The sequence below is a fragment of the Clostridium manihotivorum genome (assembly GCF_004015185.1).
Lineage (GTDB): Bacteria > Bacillota > Clostridia > Clostridiales > Clostridiaceae > Clostridium_AR > Clostridium_AR manihotivorum.
In genome coordinates this window covers 4,699,459-4,716,599 of sequence record NZ_CP025746.1, presented here as the reverse complement: position 1 = coordinate 4,716,599, position 17,141 = coordinate 4,699,459, and the positions used below count along the sequence as shown (strand labels likewise).

The 17,141-nt window shown below is 30.4% G+C and carries 19 protein-coding genes and 1 pseudogene; 15 read left to right on the top strand and 5 right to left on the bottom strand.

From position 1 onward, the window contains the following. Positions 1–346: 346 nt before the first annotated feature. The 14 genes and pseudogenes from C1I91_RS29475 (at position 347) to C1I91_RS21145 (ending at position 12,657) form a co-directional block, all read left to right on the top strand. Positions 347–481, top strand: a complete 135-nt coding sequence (locus C1I91_RS29475) for a hypothetical protein (protein ID WP_275051633.1) — start codon at positions 347–349, stop codon at positions 479–481. A gap of 778 nt (positions 482–1,259) precedes the next feature. Beyond that, positions 1,260–2,819, top strand: coding sequence for a hypothetical protein (locus C1I91_RS21210; protein ID WP_128214669.1), 1,560 nt, complete (start codon positions 1,260–1,262; stop codon positions 2,817–2,819). Between the two features lie 13 nt (positions 2,820–2,832). Next, on the top strand, positions 2,833–3,204 hold the full coding sequence (locus C1I91_RS21205; protein WP_128214668.1) for a dihydroorotate dehydrogenase (quinone): 372 nt from the start codon (positions 2,833–2,835) through the stop codon (positions 3,202–3,204). 383 nt (positions 3,205–3,587) lie between these two features. Continuing rightward, positions 3,588–4,235, top strand: a complete 648-nt coding sequence (locus C1I91_RS21200) for a CdiA family toxin C-terminal domain-containing protein (protein WP_128214667.1) — start codon at positions 3,588–3,590, stop codon at positions 4,233–4,235. A gap of 17 nt (positions 4,236–4,252) precedes the next feature. After that, positions 4,253–4,606 carry a ribonuclease toxin immunity protein CdiI gene (gene cdiI, locus C1I91_RS21195; RefSeq protein WP_128214666.1) on the top strand — a complete coding sequence of 118 codons (354 nt, stop codon included), beginning with the start codon at positions 4,253–4,255 and terminating at the stop codon, positions 4,604–4,606. A gap of 543 nt (positions 4,607–5,149) precedes the next feature. Beyond that, positions 5,150–6,559, top strand: a complete 1,410-nt coding sequence (gene ltrA, locus C1I91_RS21185; protein WP_205694244.1) for a group II intron reverse transcriptase/maturase — start codon at positions 5,150–5,152, stop codon at positions 6,557–6,559. Positions 6,560–6,815: 256 nt separating this feature from the next. Beyond that, positions 6,816–7,268, top strand: a complete 453-nt coding sequence (locus C1I91_RS21180) for an alpha/beta fold hydrolase (protein WP_128214665.1) — start codon at positions 6,816–6,818, stop codon at positions 7,266–7,268. 9 nt (positions 7,269–7,277) lie between these two features. Continuing rightward, a complete protein-coding gene (locus C1I91_RS21175; protein ID WP_128214664.1) occupies positions 7,278–7,685 on the top strand; it encodes a hypothetical protein in 408 nt (135 codons plus the stop codon). A gap of 690 nt (positions 7,686–8,375) precedes the next feature. Further along, entirely contained in the window at positions 8,376–8,867 is a 492-nt protein-coding gene (locus C1I91_RS21170) for a hypothetical protein (protein ID WP_128214663.1), read from the top strand. Positions 8,868–9,078: 211 nt separating this feature from the next. Beyond that, positions 9,079–9,541: pseudogene (locus tag C1I91_RS21165) on the top strand (MerR family DNA-binding transcriptional regulator). Next, positions 9,519–10,664, top strand: coding sequence for an RNA-guided endonuclease InsQ/TnpB family protein (locus C1I91_RS21160; RefSeq protein WP_128214662.1), 1,146 nt, complete (start codon positions 9,519–9,521; stop codon positions 10,662–10,664). Before C1I91_RS21165 ends, C1I91_RS21160 begins: the two are co-directional and overlap by 23 nt. Positions 10,665–10,809: 145 nt before the next feature. Beyond that, positions 10,810–11,013: a YcxB family protein gene (locus C1I91_RS29865; protein ID WP_128216062.1), complete on the top strand. Its 204-nt coding sequence runs from the start codon at positions 10,810–10,812 to the stop codon at positions 11,011–11,013. Positions 11,014–11,231: 218 nt separating this feature from the next. After that, complete coding sequence (locus tag C1I91_RS21150; RefSeq protein ID WP_128214661.1) at positions 11,232–11,933, top strand: 4'-phosphopantetheinyl transferase family protein; 702 nt, start codon at positions 11,232–11,234, stop codon at positions 11,931–11,933. 16 nt (positions 11,934–11,949) lie between these two features. Next, complete coding sequence (locus C1I91_RS21145) at positions 11,950–12,657, top strand: thioesterase II family protein (RefSeq protein ID WP_128214660.1); 708 nt, start codon at positions 11,950–11,952, stop codon at positions 12,655–12,657. 385 nt (positions 12,658–13,042) lie between these two features. Here C1I91_RS21145 and C1I91_RS21140 read toward each other — a convergent pair whose 3' ends face one another. Both C1I91_RS21140 and C1I91_RS21135 read right to left on the bottom strand, forming a co-directional pair. Beyond that, positions 13,043–13,300 carry a DUF1871 family protein gene (locus C1I91_RS21140; RefSeq protein ID WP_128214659.1) on the bottom strand — a complete coding sequence of 86 codons (258 nt, stop codon included), beginning with the start codon at positions 13,298–13,300 and terminating at the stop codon, positions 13,043–13,045. 246 nt (positions 13,301–13,546) lie between these two features. Beyond that, positions 13,547–13,954, bottom strand: coding sequence for a hypothetical protein (locus C1I91_RS21135; RefSeq protein ID WP_128214658.1), 408 nt, complete (start codon positions 13,952–13,954; stop codon positions 13,547–13,549). 331 nt (positions 13,955–14,285) lie between these two features. On the opposite strand from C1I91_RS21135, the gene C1I91_RS21130 reads away from it, so the two are divergent. Continuing rightward, on the top strand, positions 14,286–14,729 hold the full coding sequence (locus C1I91_RS21130; protein WP_128214657.1) for a hypothetical protein: 444 nt from the start codon (positions 14,286–14,288) through the stop codon (positions 14,727–14,729). Positions 14,730–14,769: 40 nt separating this feature from the next. Here C1I91_RS21130 and C1I91_RS21125 read toward each other — a convergent pair whose 3' ends face one another. The 3 genes from C1I91_RS21125 to C1I91_RS21115 all read right to left on the bottom strand — a co-directional run bounded on the left by C1I91_RS21125 (position 14,770) and on the right by C1I91_RS21115 (position 17,114). Next, positions 14,770–14,922 carry a polynucleotide phosphorylase gene (locus tag C1I91_RS21125; RefSeq protein ID WP_128214656.1) on the bottom strand — a complete coding sequence of 51 codons (153 nt, stop codon included), beginning with the start codon at positions 14,920–14,922 and terminating at the stop codon, positions 14,770–14,772. A gap of 90 nt (positions 14,923–15,012) precedes the next feature. Further along, on the bottom strand, positions 15,013–16,095 hold the full coding sequence (locus C1I91_RS21120) for a Ger(x)C family spore germination protein (RefSeq protein WP_128214655.1): 1,083 nt from the start codon (positions 16,093–16,095) through the stop codon (positions 15,013–15,015). Beyond that, positions 16,092–17,114, bottom strand: coding sequence for a hypothetical protein (locus C1I91_RS21115; protein WP_128214654.1), 1,023 nt, complete (start codon positions 17,112–17,114; stop codon positions 16,092–16,094). Before C1I91_RS21115 ends, C1I91_RS21120 begins: the two co-directional genes overlap by 4 nt. Between the last annotated feature and the right edge of the window lie 27 nt (positions 17,115–17,141).

Here is a 17,141-nt window from a genome sequence, read left to right as displayed (position 1 = left end):
TTTTAAAGTGTTCGGCTTTCTGTGTCTACAATATTATACTAACACCATATACAATAAGCTTAATCGTACGTAGGTATTAACGTAAAATAGTGCTTGAGTAAAGATGGTTACTGGCATTACGGTCAATAAAACGCCTTGTAAGTTTGAGGGGCGTGTGAGCAATCGTACGGGTTCAAGTCCCGTCTTTCGCACCAGAGAGAATAAGGATGTTAGTTATATAGCTGATGTCACAGGTTCAAAAGAGCAACATGTTTATGATTGAAAAAGTCATAGACGTGTTGCTCTTTTTTGCTGTAGACGTGTTGCCATTACTCTTAGATTTTTTTATAAATGGAGGAATGGAATTATGAAAAAGAAGTTAGTTGCAAGTATTTCATTAAATAACGTAGAGAGTGATTTCCAATCAATCACAATAACCCAAGTAAAAAAAGAGTTTGAAGAAGATATGAAAGAAAGGCAATTCAGACCAGCTCAAATTTGAGTCTGTTAAATCTATAACTTAAAAAAAGGGGACATTCCCCCTCTCTAATTATCTCCTAAGCAAACTATGCGTACCAGCTTACTCAAGGGAAATTCTTCATCAAGTGATTCTATTAGTATGTTTATAATAGAGTGTGTCAAATTTTGACGTACCTTTAGGCTAGTCGCTAATTACTACAAGATTTTGTATCTTGGGGGAGAAAAAGTTTTCGGAGGGCAAGATTGAATGTTGCTGATACGGCATTATTATATAAATGGATTAATGAAATTATTTAACAATTTCTTAGATGTCGCTACTATAAATAAAATTATAAATATAGAAGGTATATATAAAGAATAATTGTAAAATATACGGTAAGTATTATTAAGTTTTATCTTTTAATACGAAAAAGATTTAATTTTATTAAAGATGTGATGGAAATATACAAGATTTGAAAAAAGTAGAATAATAGGATATTATATATATTGTAATTTATATACCAATAATTCCATAACAAGTAAGTTGGTCGGGAAGATATATGTAGAATTAGGTTTGCTATTAAGAAAGAGTAAAATACAGTATAGGAGAATAATTATAAATTATGAAAGATTTTTATTCTTTAGAAGATTATTTTTTAGATAAAGATGTAAATAAATATGCGTGAATTGCTTAAAATTACATAAAGGAAAAAGAATAAAAAAAGAAAAATTATATCGCCTGCCATAATTTCTTCACATACGTTCAGAAAAGGCAGATGCGCAAAAAAATTGCTAAAGAAAATCGCTTTAGCAATTTTTTTATGGACTCCAATACAGTGTATGGAAAGGGAATGCAAGGGTACACTGCATTAACTATAATAGAAGAAAACCTTAATAAGTTAGATGAACTTTTAAAAGAAGCAAGTAATGAAATAAACAAACATGATGAGTTAAATAGGATGTACTATCAATCGCTTGAAAGCGATATAAAATATTTAAGAGACTATAAGAATAAATATCAAAGTTTTATAGGAGGCACCTATAATGTAAATGGTGATGGAGGCTTCGTTGGAGAGTATAAGGATACAGTGGATGATCCTTACTATAAGCAGAAAGAAGCATTACTAGACAAGCTGAGTGACTTAAAATTAGAAGATATAAAAGTTAAAAACACTTTAGGTGTAACAACAAATATGAGAATGTTCTACAATAATACTTACGATAAACCATCTAAAGTAAGTATAAAAGATATATTAGGCTTTGGAAACATATCTGATAATATAAGAAAGCAGTATGAAGAGAGTAAAGATCTTATTGAAAAGTATAATGAAGGACTAGATACTTATAATGAGGCTGACTATCCATCATTACTACCTGGCTTTGCAAAAAAAATATGGTATAAATTGACCAAGAAAAAAGAAAAAACTATAGATAATTATGACGATTATCTAGATTCAATAATAGAAAGTGGAGACTTTAACTTCGCAACTGAAAATGAACAGAAGCTAACAATAGGTTTAGATTTAATTCCTGTTATTGGAGAAGTAAAGATGTCTTTAGAGGCTATGTCAGGTGAAGAGTTTATTTCTAAAAGAAAGCTTAATGGGCTAGAAACGTTACTATCCATAGTACCAATAGGAATAAGAGGAGTATCAGGGGCGAAAAATGGAATTAAGGTAGGGGAAATAGTTGGAAAAGTAGAAGGTTCAGTTTCCTTTGGAATGAATAGTGGAGGGCAGTTACAAGATATCATAAATAGGCTTAGGAACAGTAAGGCTGAAGAGGATATGGTGGCTAAGGGCGCTGTAGAGATAGATAAGAGGAATACACAAGCTGAAATAAGAGAAAGAGTATTAAAGAATATTGAAGAAAGTAAAACTGCTAGGGAAGCTTCCAATTATAAAGAGTTTGCTGAGTTTGAGAATGGATTTAAGGTGGGAGGTAAAACCAAATATGATAATATAGACATCAACAATTTAAAAGAAAGTAATCCAGTAGAATTAGATAATATTATTAATGATATTCGTCAAAATGGAGGGTCTCCGCTTGATATACCTGAAAATGCAACAATAAATGCTAAAAGTATGAACAAAGGATATCAGCAGATAAAATATAACTGGAGTGATGGTACGTATAAATATGAATCAAGATGGCATACTGAAACACCAGGAGCAGTAAAATATGATAGAGGTACTACTTGGGTAGTAACAAGAACAATACCAGGTAATGCACAAGGTCAAATGCGTGTTACAGAGTATTTAGTAGGGGATAATTGGATTAATGAAGATATTTGGAATGCAGCAGAAAGAGCAAATATGGCAGGAAAAGCAACACAAGAACAAATGGATTTGTTAGAAGCAGGTCATTGGTTAGCAAAGTAGGAGGAGAGCAATTATGAATGAAATTAATGAAGAATATTATGATGGTTTTGAAGGTGAACCTGAAATGATTTTTACATTAGTGAAAAGTAATGGACAAAAAGAAGAGTTTGGAATATGGGATGGTTATTTTAGTACAATTATAAAAAAAGTTAAGCCAAAAGAAAATGGTTGGACAGGACTAGCATATTATTATCATTTATATATTGGTTGGTATGATGAAAGTCCATGGATGGTTGAAAATCTTATAGAATCATATGAACAATTAAAAGAAATTGATATAGAAAGTTTTGAGAATGATGAAGATAAAAAGGTTCTTGTGAAAATTATATGTATGTTTAAAAAGGCTATTGATAATGGAGAAAAAGTATATATTTCATATGAATAGATTATTACTAAACTAACGAGAAAAGTGTCTCCTTATAGTTTCATTTTTAATTGAAACTATAAGGAGCATTTTATTTAATAAAGTAAAATACTCTGCAAATGAAAATTTACTTGAAATGAATGTAGATAATATGGTAGTTTGTTGATACTATTGGTATTTGCTAATTTTGAGGAGGAATTTTAATGACGACAGGTATTTAATTAAAATTAAAGGAACCTAGATTAAATGTAACTATATGCTTTCTCTCTAGCATGCAGACTACAAATAGAAAGGAAACGTTACTATCCATAGTACCAATAGGAATAAGAGGAGTATAAGGGGCGAAGAATGGAATTAAGGTAGGGCAAATAGGTGAAAAAGTAGAAGGCTCAGTTTCCTTTGGAATGAATGGTGGAGGGCAGTTAAAAGATATCATAAATAGGCTTAGGAACAGTAAGGCTGAAGAGGATCTAGTAGCTAAGGGCGCTGTAGAGATAGATAAGAGGAAGACACAAGCTGAAATAAGAGAAGGTGTATTGAAGAATATTGAAGAAAGTAAAACAGCTAGGGAAGCTTCCAATTATAAAGAGTTTGCTGAGTTTGAGAATGGATTTAAAAGGGTAAGTAAAGCTAAATTTGTTGATAACCTAGAGGAACATATATCAAAAATAGACCCAACGGTTCCTAGAAGAAGGGGAATAGGAGGAGCTCATAATAAAGTTGAATTTGAGAAGAATACAGTTAATATAGTTAATAGAGTAGAACATCCAACAATGAGAGGTGTTGAAAAAGTTACTTATCAAATTCCATCAGTTGATGGTCAAAGTGGTGAAATAACTGGGTGGAAGGCTAAAACAATGGATAAGACTATTTATGCCCCTGAGATTATTCCAACTGAAAAATATATAAATCTCGGTAAAGAAGCGGCTAATGATGCAGCTTCTAAAGGACAATTAGGTAGAGAATGGACAGGAATTGATAGTGAAGGTAATGTATGGAGAGGATATACTGATGAGAATGGTAATGTTACATCATTCTTTCCAGAATTCTAGGTGGAGGAGAATAATATATGGATAGACGTTTAACAGAGAAAGATTTATTAAAACAGGAGCATTTCCCTGCAATTGCTTTTTTTAATGCAATTAAAAATAGTGAATTTGTTGATACAATTGACCAGATATCGAAAGAGATTGGGCGAGGATTTGACGAAGTTGATTGTTCTTTCTCCAATGATTTAGAACCAGATGAAGAACCATTTGAAGGTGTGGAGTTTGCACTAGGTAGTCAAGAAGTGATTTTAGATTACAAAACATATTTTTATTATTTAGAATTGGCGAGTTTAAAGTATGTTAATGAATTCCCAAATGACAAACAAGTTATTGAAAAACATCTTAGTTTAATAATTGAAAAGTACAATTTATAGAAATCAGAACAACTTGAAATAAAGTAGATGCAATACTACGATAAGTATCACAACATAAAAAATAAATACAGTGAAAAGATTAAATGAACTAGCATACTTAAATTTAGCTGGTTCATTGTTTGTGTGCCCAGCATGGGCAACAACTTGGCGGTGAAAGTCCGCTGTGGGCTTGGTAGTGGGAACCACTAGCTAAGGGCAAGGGTGTCCATCGTGAGGTGGAATCTGAAGGAAGCCTAAGGCAAAATCTCGGTCTGAGGGATACGAACTACATATAAGGCTTACTAGGGACGGACGAGTTTGCAAAACAAAACAAAGTCCTACACTATCCCAAATTTCTAGGAGTAAATGTAGCAGATATATGAGATGAAGGTTGTTGTTCTTACCTGGGGAGGTCTGATAGATACATTGCTGATAAGATGAATTTCTAAAGCGATAACCTACATAGTGATATGTAATTGAACTATCAGAAGTCAGCAGAAGTCATAGTAACTCCGCTAATCGCGATAGCGGATGAAGGACTGAACTTTAAGGAGGTTTTCAAGTTTGAAAGTTTCGCAGAGTACTCAAAGATTGCAGAAAACTAAATATTTAGGCTCTAGTGCCCAAGATAGAGTGGAACTCGAAGATAAGCAAAGAGTGCATAGAGAATTCTCGGCAACTCCAAAGGAGAAAATCAGTGGATTTGAATATGGCTCACTAGAAAGGATATTATACAAGGATAATATGAACTTGGCTCTTAAAAGAGTAATATCTAATAAAGGTAGCCATGGCGTGGACGGAATGACAGTTTATGAACTTAAACAATTTCTGAAAACAAACTGGGTATCTATTAGAGAGAGTATTCTTAATGGTGAGTATAGACCAATGCCAGTTAGAAGAGTAGAAATACCAAAACCTAATGGTGGTACTAGACTCTTAGGTATACCTACAGTTTTGGATAGACTTATCCAACAAGCTATTGCTCAAGAATTAAATAGTATCTATGATAGAAGATTTTCTGAAAGTAGCTTTGGTTTCCGCCCTCAAAGAGGTGCTAAAGACGCAATTAAGAAAGCAGAGCAATATATCAATGATGGCTATAGGTGGGTTGTTGATATGGACTTAGAGAAATTCTTTGATAAGGTTAACCATGATATCTTAATGTATAAATTATCAAGAAGCATTAAGGATAAGAGAGTATTATCCCTAATAAGGAAATACCTTCAGTCAGGAATAATGATAAATGGTGTAGTGGTAAGAAATGAAGAAGGAACTCCACAAGGAGGACCGTTGAGTCCATTGTTATCTAACATAATGCTAGATGAACTAGATAAAGAGTTAGAAATGAGAGGTCATAAATTCTGTCGCTACGCGGACGACTGTAATATCTATGTTAAAAGTGAGAGAGCAGGTAAAAGAGTCATGGAGAACATAACTGCTTTTATTGAAGGCAAGCTCAAACTTAAAGTAAATAGACAGAAGAGTGCAGTAGATAGACCTTGGAGAAGAAAATTTCTAGGATTTACATTAAACCTAATGTATGGAAAAGCATATGCATCTATATCAAAGCAATCACTGAGTCGACATAAAGATAAAATCAAAGAGATACTATCTAGGTCAAAACCGATGACTTTGGAACAAAGAATAGAGAAGCTTAACTTAATTAATGTTGGGTGGATTAACTATTATGGAATAGCCAAATGCAAAGGAATAGTAGAACACATAGATATTTGGATAAGGCAAAGATTAAGAATGTGTATATGGAAACAGTGGAAGAAAGTTAGAACTAGATATAAAAACCTTAAGAAGCTGGGACTTGAACACTATCAAGCTATAAAGTTTGCCAATACCCGTAAAGGATACTGGCGAGTAGCAAATAGTGCGATTTTAAACACAACTCTTACAAATCAATTCTTCTCGGACATAGGATTGAAAAGCCTAGTGCGTCAATATATTAAAATTCAATCAACTTAAGGAACCGCCGTGTACCAGACCGGTACGCACGGTGGTGTGAGAGGACGCTGAATAAAATAATTATTCAGCTCCTACTCGATTTAGAAAATACATATGCTACCAATACAAGTAAAAGTATTCTAGCTATTTTTATATTAGCATCTATTGTTATAAAACTATTTTTAGATTTCATATAATTCAACTCAATTATCATTATGGACAAGGTGCAGAAAAAGAATAGATATATTAGAAGTTTTAATGAGAAAGGAAGCGTATTATGAATGAATTAAATTTGGAATATAAAATTATTGGTAAAGATAAAACCTTAGTTGTTATAGAAACAGGGATAGGGAGCTCATTCTATGACTGGTATTCTATTGTAGAAGAGCTAAAAGAAGATTTTACTATTGTTTTATATCATAGATGTGGCTATGGAAAAAGCCAAGATCCAAAAACATCTAGAACAACAAAGAATATTGCAGGAGAACTAAATTGTCTTTTGGATAAGATAGGAATAAAAGATAAATTTATTTTAGTGGGACATTCTTTTGGAGGATTATGTGTACAAAATTATGCGAAAATGTATCCTCATAAATTGAAAGGTATAATGTTAATTGACTCTACTTCCTTCAATTTTAAACAACTGTATATGCTTGATACACCTGTTATGAATTTCCACATAGCAATAGATAAAATGGTGGAGAGTAATATTAATTGTTCAAAAAAATAAAAAGAAGAATTGAAGTTTCAAAATAAAGAGATAATTTCGGCTTATGAAAATCGTATAAGTGCTTCAGAAATGAAGTTAGTAGAAGAATTTTTCACAAGTTCTAGACTTCATAAGACTATTGCAGAAGAATTTGCAAATTGGGATATAGATAGTAATGAAATTAAGACTAGTACTGAATTTCCTAATATTCCGCTTATAGTAATAGCAAGAGATAATAAGGTGAGTGAAAGAGATTGGGTGAAAAATAATATTCCGGAGAAGGAAGCTATTTTATATGAAAATAAGTGGAGGGAACTACAAATTGAGTTGTCAGAACTTTCAGATCAAGGAAGGTTAATAGTTGCTGAAAATAGTGACCATGAAGTTTATTTGGATAGACCTGATATAATAATTAATAATTTAAAGACTTTAATATAGCTTAATATAGTATATATTATGTGATAAAAATGTTTTGAATTACATAATATACTTAACATTCTTTATAAGCGTCAAAATTTTAGGATCTTTAATACTTTCAAAAAGAATATTAAAATATCCTAGTAAGGAAGTAATGTGCTTTACTAGGTGTAGATTGTCAACTAACTTTTGGTTCTATCACATTAGAAACCTAGATAAATAAGGCTAAGGATTTTAATATTTCAGAGTTAAGTTCATACATATATGGAATAGAGAATGATATTTCGTAAGTTAAAAATAGCATCAGTATTAAATTTACTAATGGACTTCCTGAAGTATAGGGAACCTATATGAAAACTTAATTTATACTTGTTATAAAATCCAGGCTTCTGGGGATTTTATGGCATGTATAAATTAATAGTTGGAGTTGGTTCCCTATAATGGTGAACAAGGTCAAAGGCATGAAACGTACAAGCTATTGAAGATGCAACTTCGATATTTTGAGAAGTAAAATTATACATTTCTAGGGTGGTACTGGATAGAAAGACAGTGTTTATACCAGCTTGATACACTATGTTATAACTTTACCAAAATTGCGAGAGAACCAGTTTGAGCTATAAATCAATAAAAGTTAATGAATAAATTATATAATAAGAATATAATGTTAACAATTTGTCTTATGTACTAAATATTTAATTGAGGTAAATGTTAATGAAAAAAGAAACAAGAGATCTAAAAAAGCATTATAGGCATATAGAAAAGACTGTAAGGAATTTTATTATTGACTTATCTGAAGAGTCTTGGTATGGAATGTGGCATGCTCATCTAGATTGGGATGGAATAACTTCTATAAGTGACAAGCACAGGAAAATTCACATTTTGAATTATATTAGGATTTTTGATAAAATAGATGAACAAACGAAGGAAAGTGATAGAAAGTTTCAAACATGGATATATTTAGATGGGAGTAATGGATATAATGATGCTATTTACTTTCATACTGAGAATCCAGAAATATATTTCCCTTATTGCTTAGAGAATGTTGAATGGAATAAAGAAATACCGAAGATACTAATTGGGTTATTAAATTTTTCAGATTATAGAATTGGTGTGCTTAAAGGAAGTAATGAAAATGCACATTCATACATCATTCAAAAAAAAGGGTTAGGACTTGATATAGCAACAGGAAAACAGTATTTATAATAATATCAATTTTAAAAACTGAAAAGTTCATCGGTAAGAGCTATGAATCTAAGGGAAGATGAGTTAATATATTTAAATAGATGAAAAATATCTTTCTAACGTTTTTACAAGGAGGCATACAACAGTTTTAAAACACCTACTAAAACCCACTAAAATATATTGGAATATTGTTAGTTTTATGTTGTCATAATATGTGTAAAGAGGTGATAGCATGAAGTATTATACAATGGGTCAATTCTCAAAATTAGTGGGAAAAAGTATTCAAACTTTAAGATTGTGGGATAATGAAGGAAAGTTAAAACCACATCATATAACAGAAGGTGGACACCGTTATTATTCTGAACAACAAATTAATCAAGTTTTGCAAGTGCCAATTGTTAAGAGAACTAAAAAAGTAATTGGATATTGTAGAGTATCAAGTAATAAACAAAAAGATGATTTAGCAAGATAGGTTACTGAGATTTGGGTTTGAAATAATAGAAAATCTATGTGATAAGTATGGGACTGATATCGAAATCATAGATAACACTGAAAAAACAGAAGAACAGGAATTAGTTGAGGATTTAATTCAAATTGTTACAGTTTTTAGTTGTAGGTTGCAAGGCAAAAGAGCCAATAAAGCAAAGAAAATGATTAGGGAGCTGTTAGAGAATGATACTGGCGAAGAAAGTTAGAATTATTCCGAATATAGAGCAAGAACAAAAATTATGGCAGTCTGTTGGTACTGCAAGATATATTTATAATTGGACACTTGCAAGACAAGAAGAAAATCACAAAAATGGTGGCAAGTTTATAAAAGATGGAGATTTAAGAAAAGATTTAACTATTTTAAAGAAATCAGAACTTAACTGGCTTAATGAAGTATCTAATAATGTAGCCAAACAGGCTGTAAAAGATGGTTGTAATGCTTATAAAAATTTCTTTAAAGGGTTAGCTGATAAACCAAGATTTAAGAGCAGAAGAAAAAGCAAACCTTCATTCTATAATGATACAGATAAACTAAAAGTTAAAGAAAATTTAGTATTAATTGAAAAAGTAGGTTGGATTAAAACAGTAGAGCAAATACCTACAGATATTAAATATATTAATCCAAGAATAAGTTTTGACGGTAAGTTTTGGTATATATCTATAGGCATAGAAAAAGAAGAAACTATATCAGAAAATACAGATATATCAATAGGTGTGGATTTAGGATTAAAAGATTTAGCAATAGTTTCAAATATAGATAAACCATTTAAAAATATTAACAAAGCTAAAGAAGTGAAAAGACTAAAAAAGAAGTTAAAAAGAAAGCAGAAACAAGTTTCAAGAAAATATGAAGATGGAAAAATTCGAATAGGAAAGGAAGGTGAAAACCGTTATAAATTTACTAAAACTAATAATATTAAAAAACTCGAAAGAGAATTAAAACTTATTCAAAGAAGGCTTTCAAATATACGTTTAAATCATATTCATCAAACAACAACTGCAATAGTGAAAACCAAGCCAAGCAGAATAGTTGTTGAAGATTTAAATGTAAAGGGTATGCTTAAAAATAAACACTTATCAAAGGCTATACAAGAACAATGTTTCCATAAGTTTATTAGTATCTTAGAATATAAGAGTAAATTTAATGGCATTGAATTTGTAAAAGCAGATAGGTTTTATCCTTCAAGCAAAACTTGTTCTTGTTGTGGCGCAATAAAGAAAGATTTAAAACTTAAAGACAGAGTTTTTGTTTGTCCATCATGTAATGCTCAGATGGATAGGGACAAAAATGCTTCAATAAATCTTTCAAGGTATAAAAAATCAGCATAATATCACTAACAAGATAGTGCTGATATGTACTGTGCGTTACGCAGGATTTTAAGCCTTTGGAGCAACATATCAAACTGGAGTAGTCTTATGACAAAACAGGTTGCGTTGAATAAGGAATAAATCTCTAAATATTAGATTTTAGTAGATTTTATGTAACGGTAACACAATTGTAAAGTGGGATGATTTCACTAATATAAATGAATATAATGATATATTTATATTTACAGTATCTAAAAGGAATGCTGTTGTAATACCTAGAAGATTTTTTGAAGATGAAAATGATATTATAATTTTTAAAGAAATTATAGAAAAGAATGTAAGTTCAAAAACAAAAGTAGACCTAGGATAGTATTTTAGTAATTCTAATCTCTATCTATGTTATTAATATTTAAGTTTTATAAAGCTTGAGGTAGGGGAAACCCTACTTTTATTTTTTTACAATAAAATGTCAATATATACGGGCATAATTATTTAAAAATATGGTCTGTTATATTATAATGGATTTATTGTTAATAATTACAAAAAATATATGCGATAAGGTTAGAGGAAAATATAAAAAGGTGTTTTATGAAAATATATGCTGTGAAAATTTCTGAGATAAGTAAAGAGAAGATGGACGAGCTTTATGAGCTAATTGATTCAGAAAAGAAGTGTAGGATTGAGAAATTTATTAATACAAAAGATAAAATTAGGACATTAATTGGGGAAATATTAATAAGAACAATAGTTATAGATAATTTAAATATTCACAACAAATGTATAAGCTTTAATAAAAATCAATATGGTAAGCCTTATTTGGAAAGTTATCCTAGCTTTAATTTTAACATATCCCATTCTGGAGAGTATGTGTTATGTGCTATTGATGATAAGCCTATAGGAGTTGATGTTGAAGAGATAAAGCCTATTGATTGTGAGGGCATAGTTAAAAGCTTTTTTACAGAAGAAGAGTTTGAGTATATTGTAAGCAAAGAATTGAAATTTAGTTTAAATAGGTTTTACGAAATATTGACTTTAAAAGAGAGTTATATTAAATGTTGTGGACAAGGTTTATCGATACCTTTAAGTTCATTTTCCATTCAAATAGATCAGTCTAAGGATATTAAAGTTATTAAGCATAATGAATATACTCAGCATGCCTTTAAGTTGTTTAATATAGATTCAGGATATAAGGTAGCTGTATGTTCAATAAGTAAAGAAATATGTAATAACATAATAAGATTAGATCAAAAATGTCTAATTGATAAATATACGGGGGTTAATATTGAATAAGTGGAGGGATAATTCGATGATATTATTTTGTTTGCCATATGCAGGTGGATCAGAAGCTATATATTATAGATGGAAAAGGCATCTAAATTCTTCAATAAAGCTAGTACCTATAGAACTAAAAGGTAGAGGAAAGCGGTTCGGTGAAGAGTTTTATGAAAGCTTGGAAGAAGCTGTTGAAGATATATTTGAAAATATAAAAGATCAGATACTACAGGATGAGTATGCTATATATGGACATAGCATGGGTAGTGTTTTAGCTTATGAGTTATACTATAAAATACGTAATGAAAAACTTAATACGCCAAAGCACATGTTTTTTTCAGGATATCAGGCACCTAGCATACCCAGAACGAAAAGACAGATATATACATTACCTGATGAAGAGTTTATTAAAGAAGTAATTAAGCTAGGTGGCACTCCACAAGAGGTAGCAGAAAATGAAGAGTTGCTTCGTTTGTTTACTCCAATTCTTAGAAGTGACTTTAAAATGTTGGAAAAGTATATTTATAAAGAAATGAAAGAGAAGATCAAATGTGATATTTCAATTTTTAATGGGGAAAAAGATTATATAACTAAAGAGGAGATACTAGCTTGGAAAGATCATGGAGGTAAAGGTTTTAAGGTTTACAATTTTGATGGAAATCATTTTTTTATAAATGATAATGTGGAAAGTATAACTGAAATTATAAATAATACATTAGTTAAAGATAATTTTCAGGCTTAACCAAATTTTAATGACTGTATGAATGAAAAATATTGATAAAACATAGTATATTAGACTAAATGGACTATGGGTATATCCTGAGCATAGAAACAGAGGTGTTTCTATTAAGCTACTTAAATATACTCTCGATTTTTATGTTAACAAAGACGTAGAAAAATTGTTACATATAATCATCATTACTCAAAATCAAATAGTTTTTATCAGAAATTTGGTGCAAAAGTCATAAAACAATTATATCAAATGGAGGGCAAACTTTTAATAGATGTATTCTTAGATGATATTATGTCAATAAAAACAAATGTTGAGCAATCACTGGAACATTATATAGAAATATAGGTAGATTACATTGAAGCCAAAAAAGTATTCCTTGCTAAATAGAAATATCTTATTTATAAGATTCTAAAACCTTTCTGGCTATTTCTAAGCATTCGGCTTCATGCTTTTCAAAAAGCCCACTAAAGCTTTTAGTGAAGACATCGATTATTATATTCGCAAGTATTTCAGAAGTAAGAGCATTGGTTTTATTAGCTTTCTCAACTATTCTTTTTATCTCTCTATCATATTCATTTGGTGTAATGAAATCTATGAGTCCAAAGGGATCCCATAAATCTATTACTTTTTTTGTGGCTGCAAAATTAATCATGTTAACACCTCCGATTTATATTTCTGGGACTTAAGGATTTACCTAGGATTAAATCCTTGCATATAGTAATTATATTAGTATCATTTTTAGTAACAATATCCTCTGAATGTAAATGTAATATTACTTTTTATCTGAATATAGCAGATATTATACAGCAATCACTGTATTTTACCTAAAAATATACTGTAATTTGAGTAAATATCATATTTTCAAGGCCTCAATAGCCTTTAGTCATAGCTAGACAGTTTATTTAATTATAGGATGTAAGCTTATTTGTTCTTCTTTATTATTGTAGGTTACAGTGACAATCTCATCTTTATAATTTATAGGATAATTAATCAATGATAATGAAGCCATAAAGCTCTTTCTTGTATTACCGTAATAAAGAGTTCCTGAACTTGTATATCTACGGGAGGTTTTAAACATACATTGAATTTTAGAGTCCTTATCTAGTACTAAGTTTTTAGGTGTAATGTTAATCTTGAGAAATGTATCTCTTACGTCAAGAGAAACAGTCCAATCTTCATTTTCCCCTGCATAGGAGTTGTTTTTATAAGATATTTCAGGATTTAAGTTAATATTACTTAAGCTCAAGGTTAATAAGATTATCAATATTGTTAGAATAAAGATAGTGATATAATGTTTTTTATTCAAAATACCCTCCATTAAATAGCTTTCTATTTATGTCAAAAGGATGATTACTCATAGTTATATATTAATACATTCCTGGATATATGCAACATAATTTGTAGATATTAACTGGTGATATTATATGGCTTATCAAACTATATTGTGAAGCACAGGAGTACTTAAAAAATGGCTGAAGTTGACTTACCGTAGGAATTCTATAGCGTAACATAATCATGGTTTTTGCATTTATTTACATATTTAGTGTTTTGATATATAATTTAATGAATACAGAAATTATATAAATAGGTATATTTTATAAAAGTGGAAACTGAGAATTAAAATGGGGGAATTTTAAATGGTGGTAGATTATAAAAAGACAGAGGAACTTATGATTAAGTGGCAAAAGATTTTGAGGCTAGAGGATTGGGATTTATTTTTGAAGATTGTTGATAAACCTTGGAGAAAATCCGGTGATATAAAGATGGATACTTCTAATAAAAAAGCGGTGGTACTTATTAACAGCAAACCTACTTGTACTAATCTGGACGAGTTAGTAGTTCATGAGCTACTTCACCTTAAGTTGTGGGGGATGGATCAGATGATTGAAGGCTTGATAAATATAGTATTTGGAGATAATGAAGACGACAAGAAGAGAGAGTTTGCCATGGATCAATTCTTTGGAGTACTTGAACCAACAGTTGAGGATCTAGCAAAGGCTTTTTTAAAGGTTAACGGATCTGAGCATGATTTGAGTTTTGGCATATTAGAAAAGCAGATAAAAGAAGAGATAGGTGAATAGGATAATATTTCTTGGGAAATGAAAAAGACACCGAAGTGTCTTATTTGTTTCCTTTTTTCATTACCATAAAATAAAATTCTGTTCCAAACTCTTCGTTGAATTCTGTTTCTAGGTCTCTTAAACGCTTTAATTGTTGTCCTTCTATGTCAGCATATTCCATAGGTTTAAGCTTTTCTAAATGTTCATTATTCATGACGTAACACCTCCTATGTTTATAATATGGAGCAATTATAAATCTTAAACTTATGTGTTTCAAGGGGGAAGATTAGCGTGCAGCATTTTTTCATTCAAATTTTGCAACTACATTTACTTTAAACTGAACTTTAGGCAATATCTCCGAAAGCCATTGATCACACAAGGAATATGAAGGATTGTACTGCCAATAATTTAACTGTAGATTTAGAGGATCCACATTTTCAAACCTAAACTTTTCAAGTATATAAGTGATTTTACACCCAATTTCATTTTCTATTATATTCAGAGCTTCCTTCCTATCAATATTAAACTCTGTACCTTCTTCTATTAACAGTTTTAGTTTAACATTAACATTACAAATAGTAAGGTCTGGCTGTTTAATAAAAGAATATTTTGTATTGCTACTTTTAAGATTAAAGCCTAATATCTTGTTACCATCCGTAGGAACATATATAAATGCGGAGTTTGTTTTATTATTAGCTAGTATATTAAACATCTTAACCTGCTCATTCTTCAAGAGTATTGACAGTCTACTATTCCTACTTAATATGGCTAACTCATTTTCTTTTATACCGTCATTTTCTAATTCAAGAACTGGTATTGCAGTAGTAAGTCCAGGTGTATTTAACTGAGTATATAGCTCAGAAAGCTTTTTTCTGTAAGAATAAGGGGAATCAACTCCTTGACCGAACCTTAGGAACAAGTCAGAACCAGCATAGTTTTCGGTAACAGACTGGGTATCTAATAGCTCTTTTGCTGATGGATTGGCTGCTGTAACCCACATAAGGTTTTGAAAATCTCTTCTTGTTATAAAAAATGCAGCGATATGTTTTAGGTTATCCTGAGATTGATTAAAAAAACTTTTCCCTAAGATTAGTATTTTCATATGACTATAATCTGGCTCTAAAGATAACTTTTGTTTTACTTTTCTTAGTGCAGCGCCAATAGAGTCTGCTTCTACATCCACTAACTTATAGTTTAAATCAGAGCTTTTAACCTTTGTATTGGATGGAATTGCACCTTTTATAGTTAGTTTTATATCACCTTTTTCATTAATAGAATCAATCCCAATAGCTACTATAAAAATTCTTCGATCAATATCTTTATAGTCACACCCGTACAAATTCAGTATAAAAAGAAATGATAATATAAAGAAAAATAATCTTTTCATTGAGTATTCTTCACCCACCTTTTGCTCTTGTAATATAGTATTGGGCAAGTGATGCAAATTATAGCAAACCAAATATATCCCCAGATGGTACCAACTGTTAACATTGATTCAAAATCGGTAGCTATTGTTGGGAGTATTAATAAAAATAATATAACCACTGTGTAAAATAATCCGCGAACTTTTCGTGAGGTTACTGTGTTTCTAAATAACTTGTTAGCTACATAAAAGTATGAGGTTGAACCTAGTATTTGTAGAGAAATAAATAAAGGCAACATTAGAAACAGGGTTCTTTCTATTATAAACAAATCCAGTGAGACAGTGTCTGCTGTAGCTAGTATGGGAAAGCTTAGAGATTGTATTGCATTTGGCCCCCATACCCCTATTGGCACTAAAATTGGTAAGAAAGATAATGGAATTCCTATAACACCGTATATTAAATACGCTACTTTAAAACTCTTCTTTTCTAATCCGGTATTATATACCGAGAGACTTTCTATACCATTAAAAAAATACGCAGCAGAAACTATCATCTTAAAAAAAGGAAACTTCATGGAATGAGTTATTGAACCTATTATAAATCTAGAATCCAAACCTTTTATTATTACAGTGAATATTATAGGGATTAGAACTATTGAAAACAATGAAAATAATCCAATAGAATATAATATGGACCTCTCAGAATTCTTGAAGGCTGTAAAATATATAAAAAGGATGAACATTGCTATATACATTCTACTGGTTTGAGGCATTATATTACTTCCTATTACTATAATTAGAGGAATATATATTACTATTCCAGTTACAAATGATGTGATTATTTGCAAGGATACAATCAATATTCCTATATACTTACTAAATAGTTTTTTTGTAATAAATATTAAATCCTTTTTAGTAAAAATATTATAGCAGTTTATTAAGCAGTAGCTATTGAACATTGATATGAAATAACCGATAAATATAGCAAAAATAAAACCGTTATAGATATTCTTACTTTGTATGTTTGGATAATAGACTATCATACTAATGAATATATGACCGACTATATA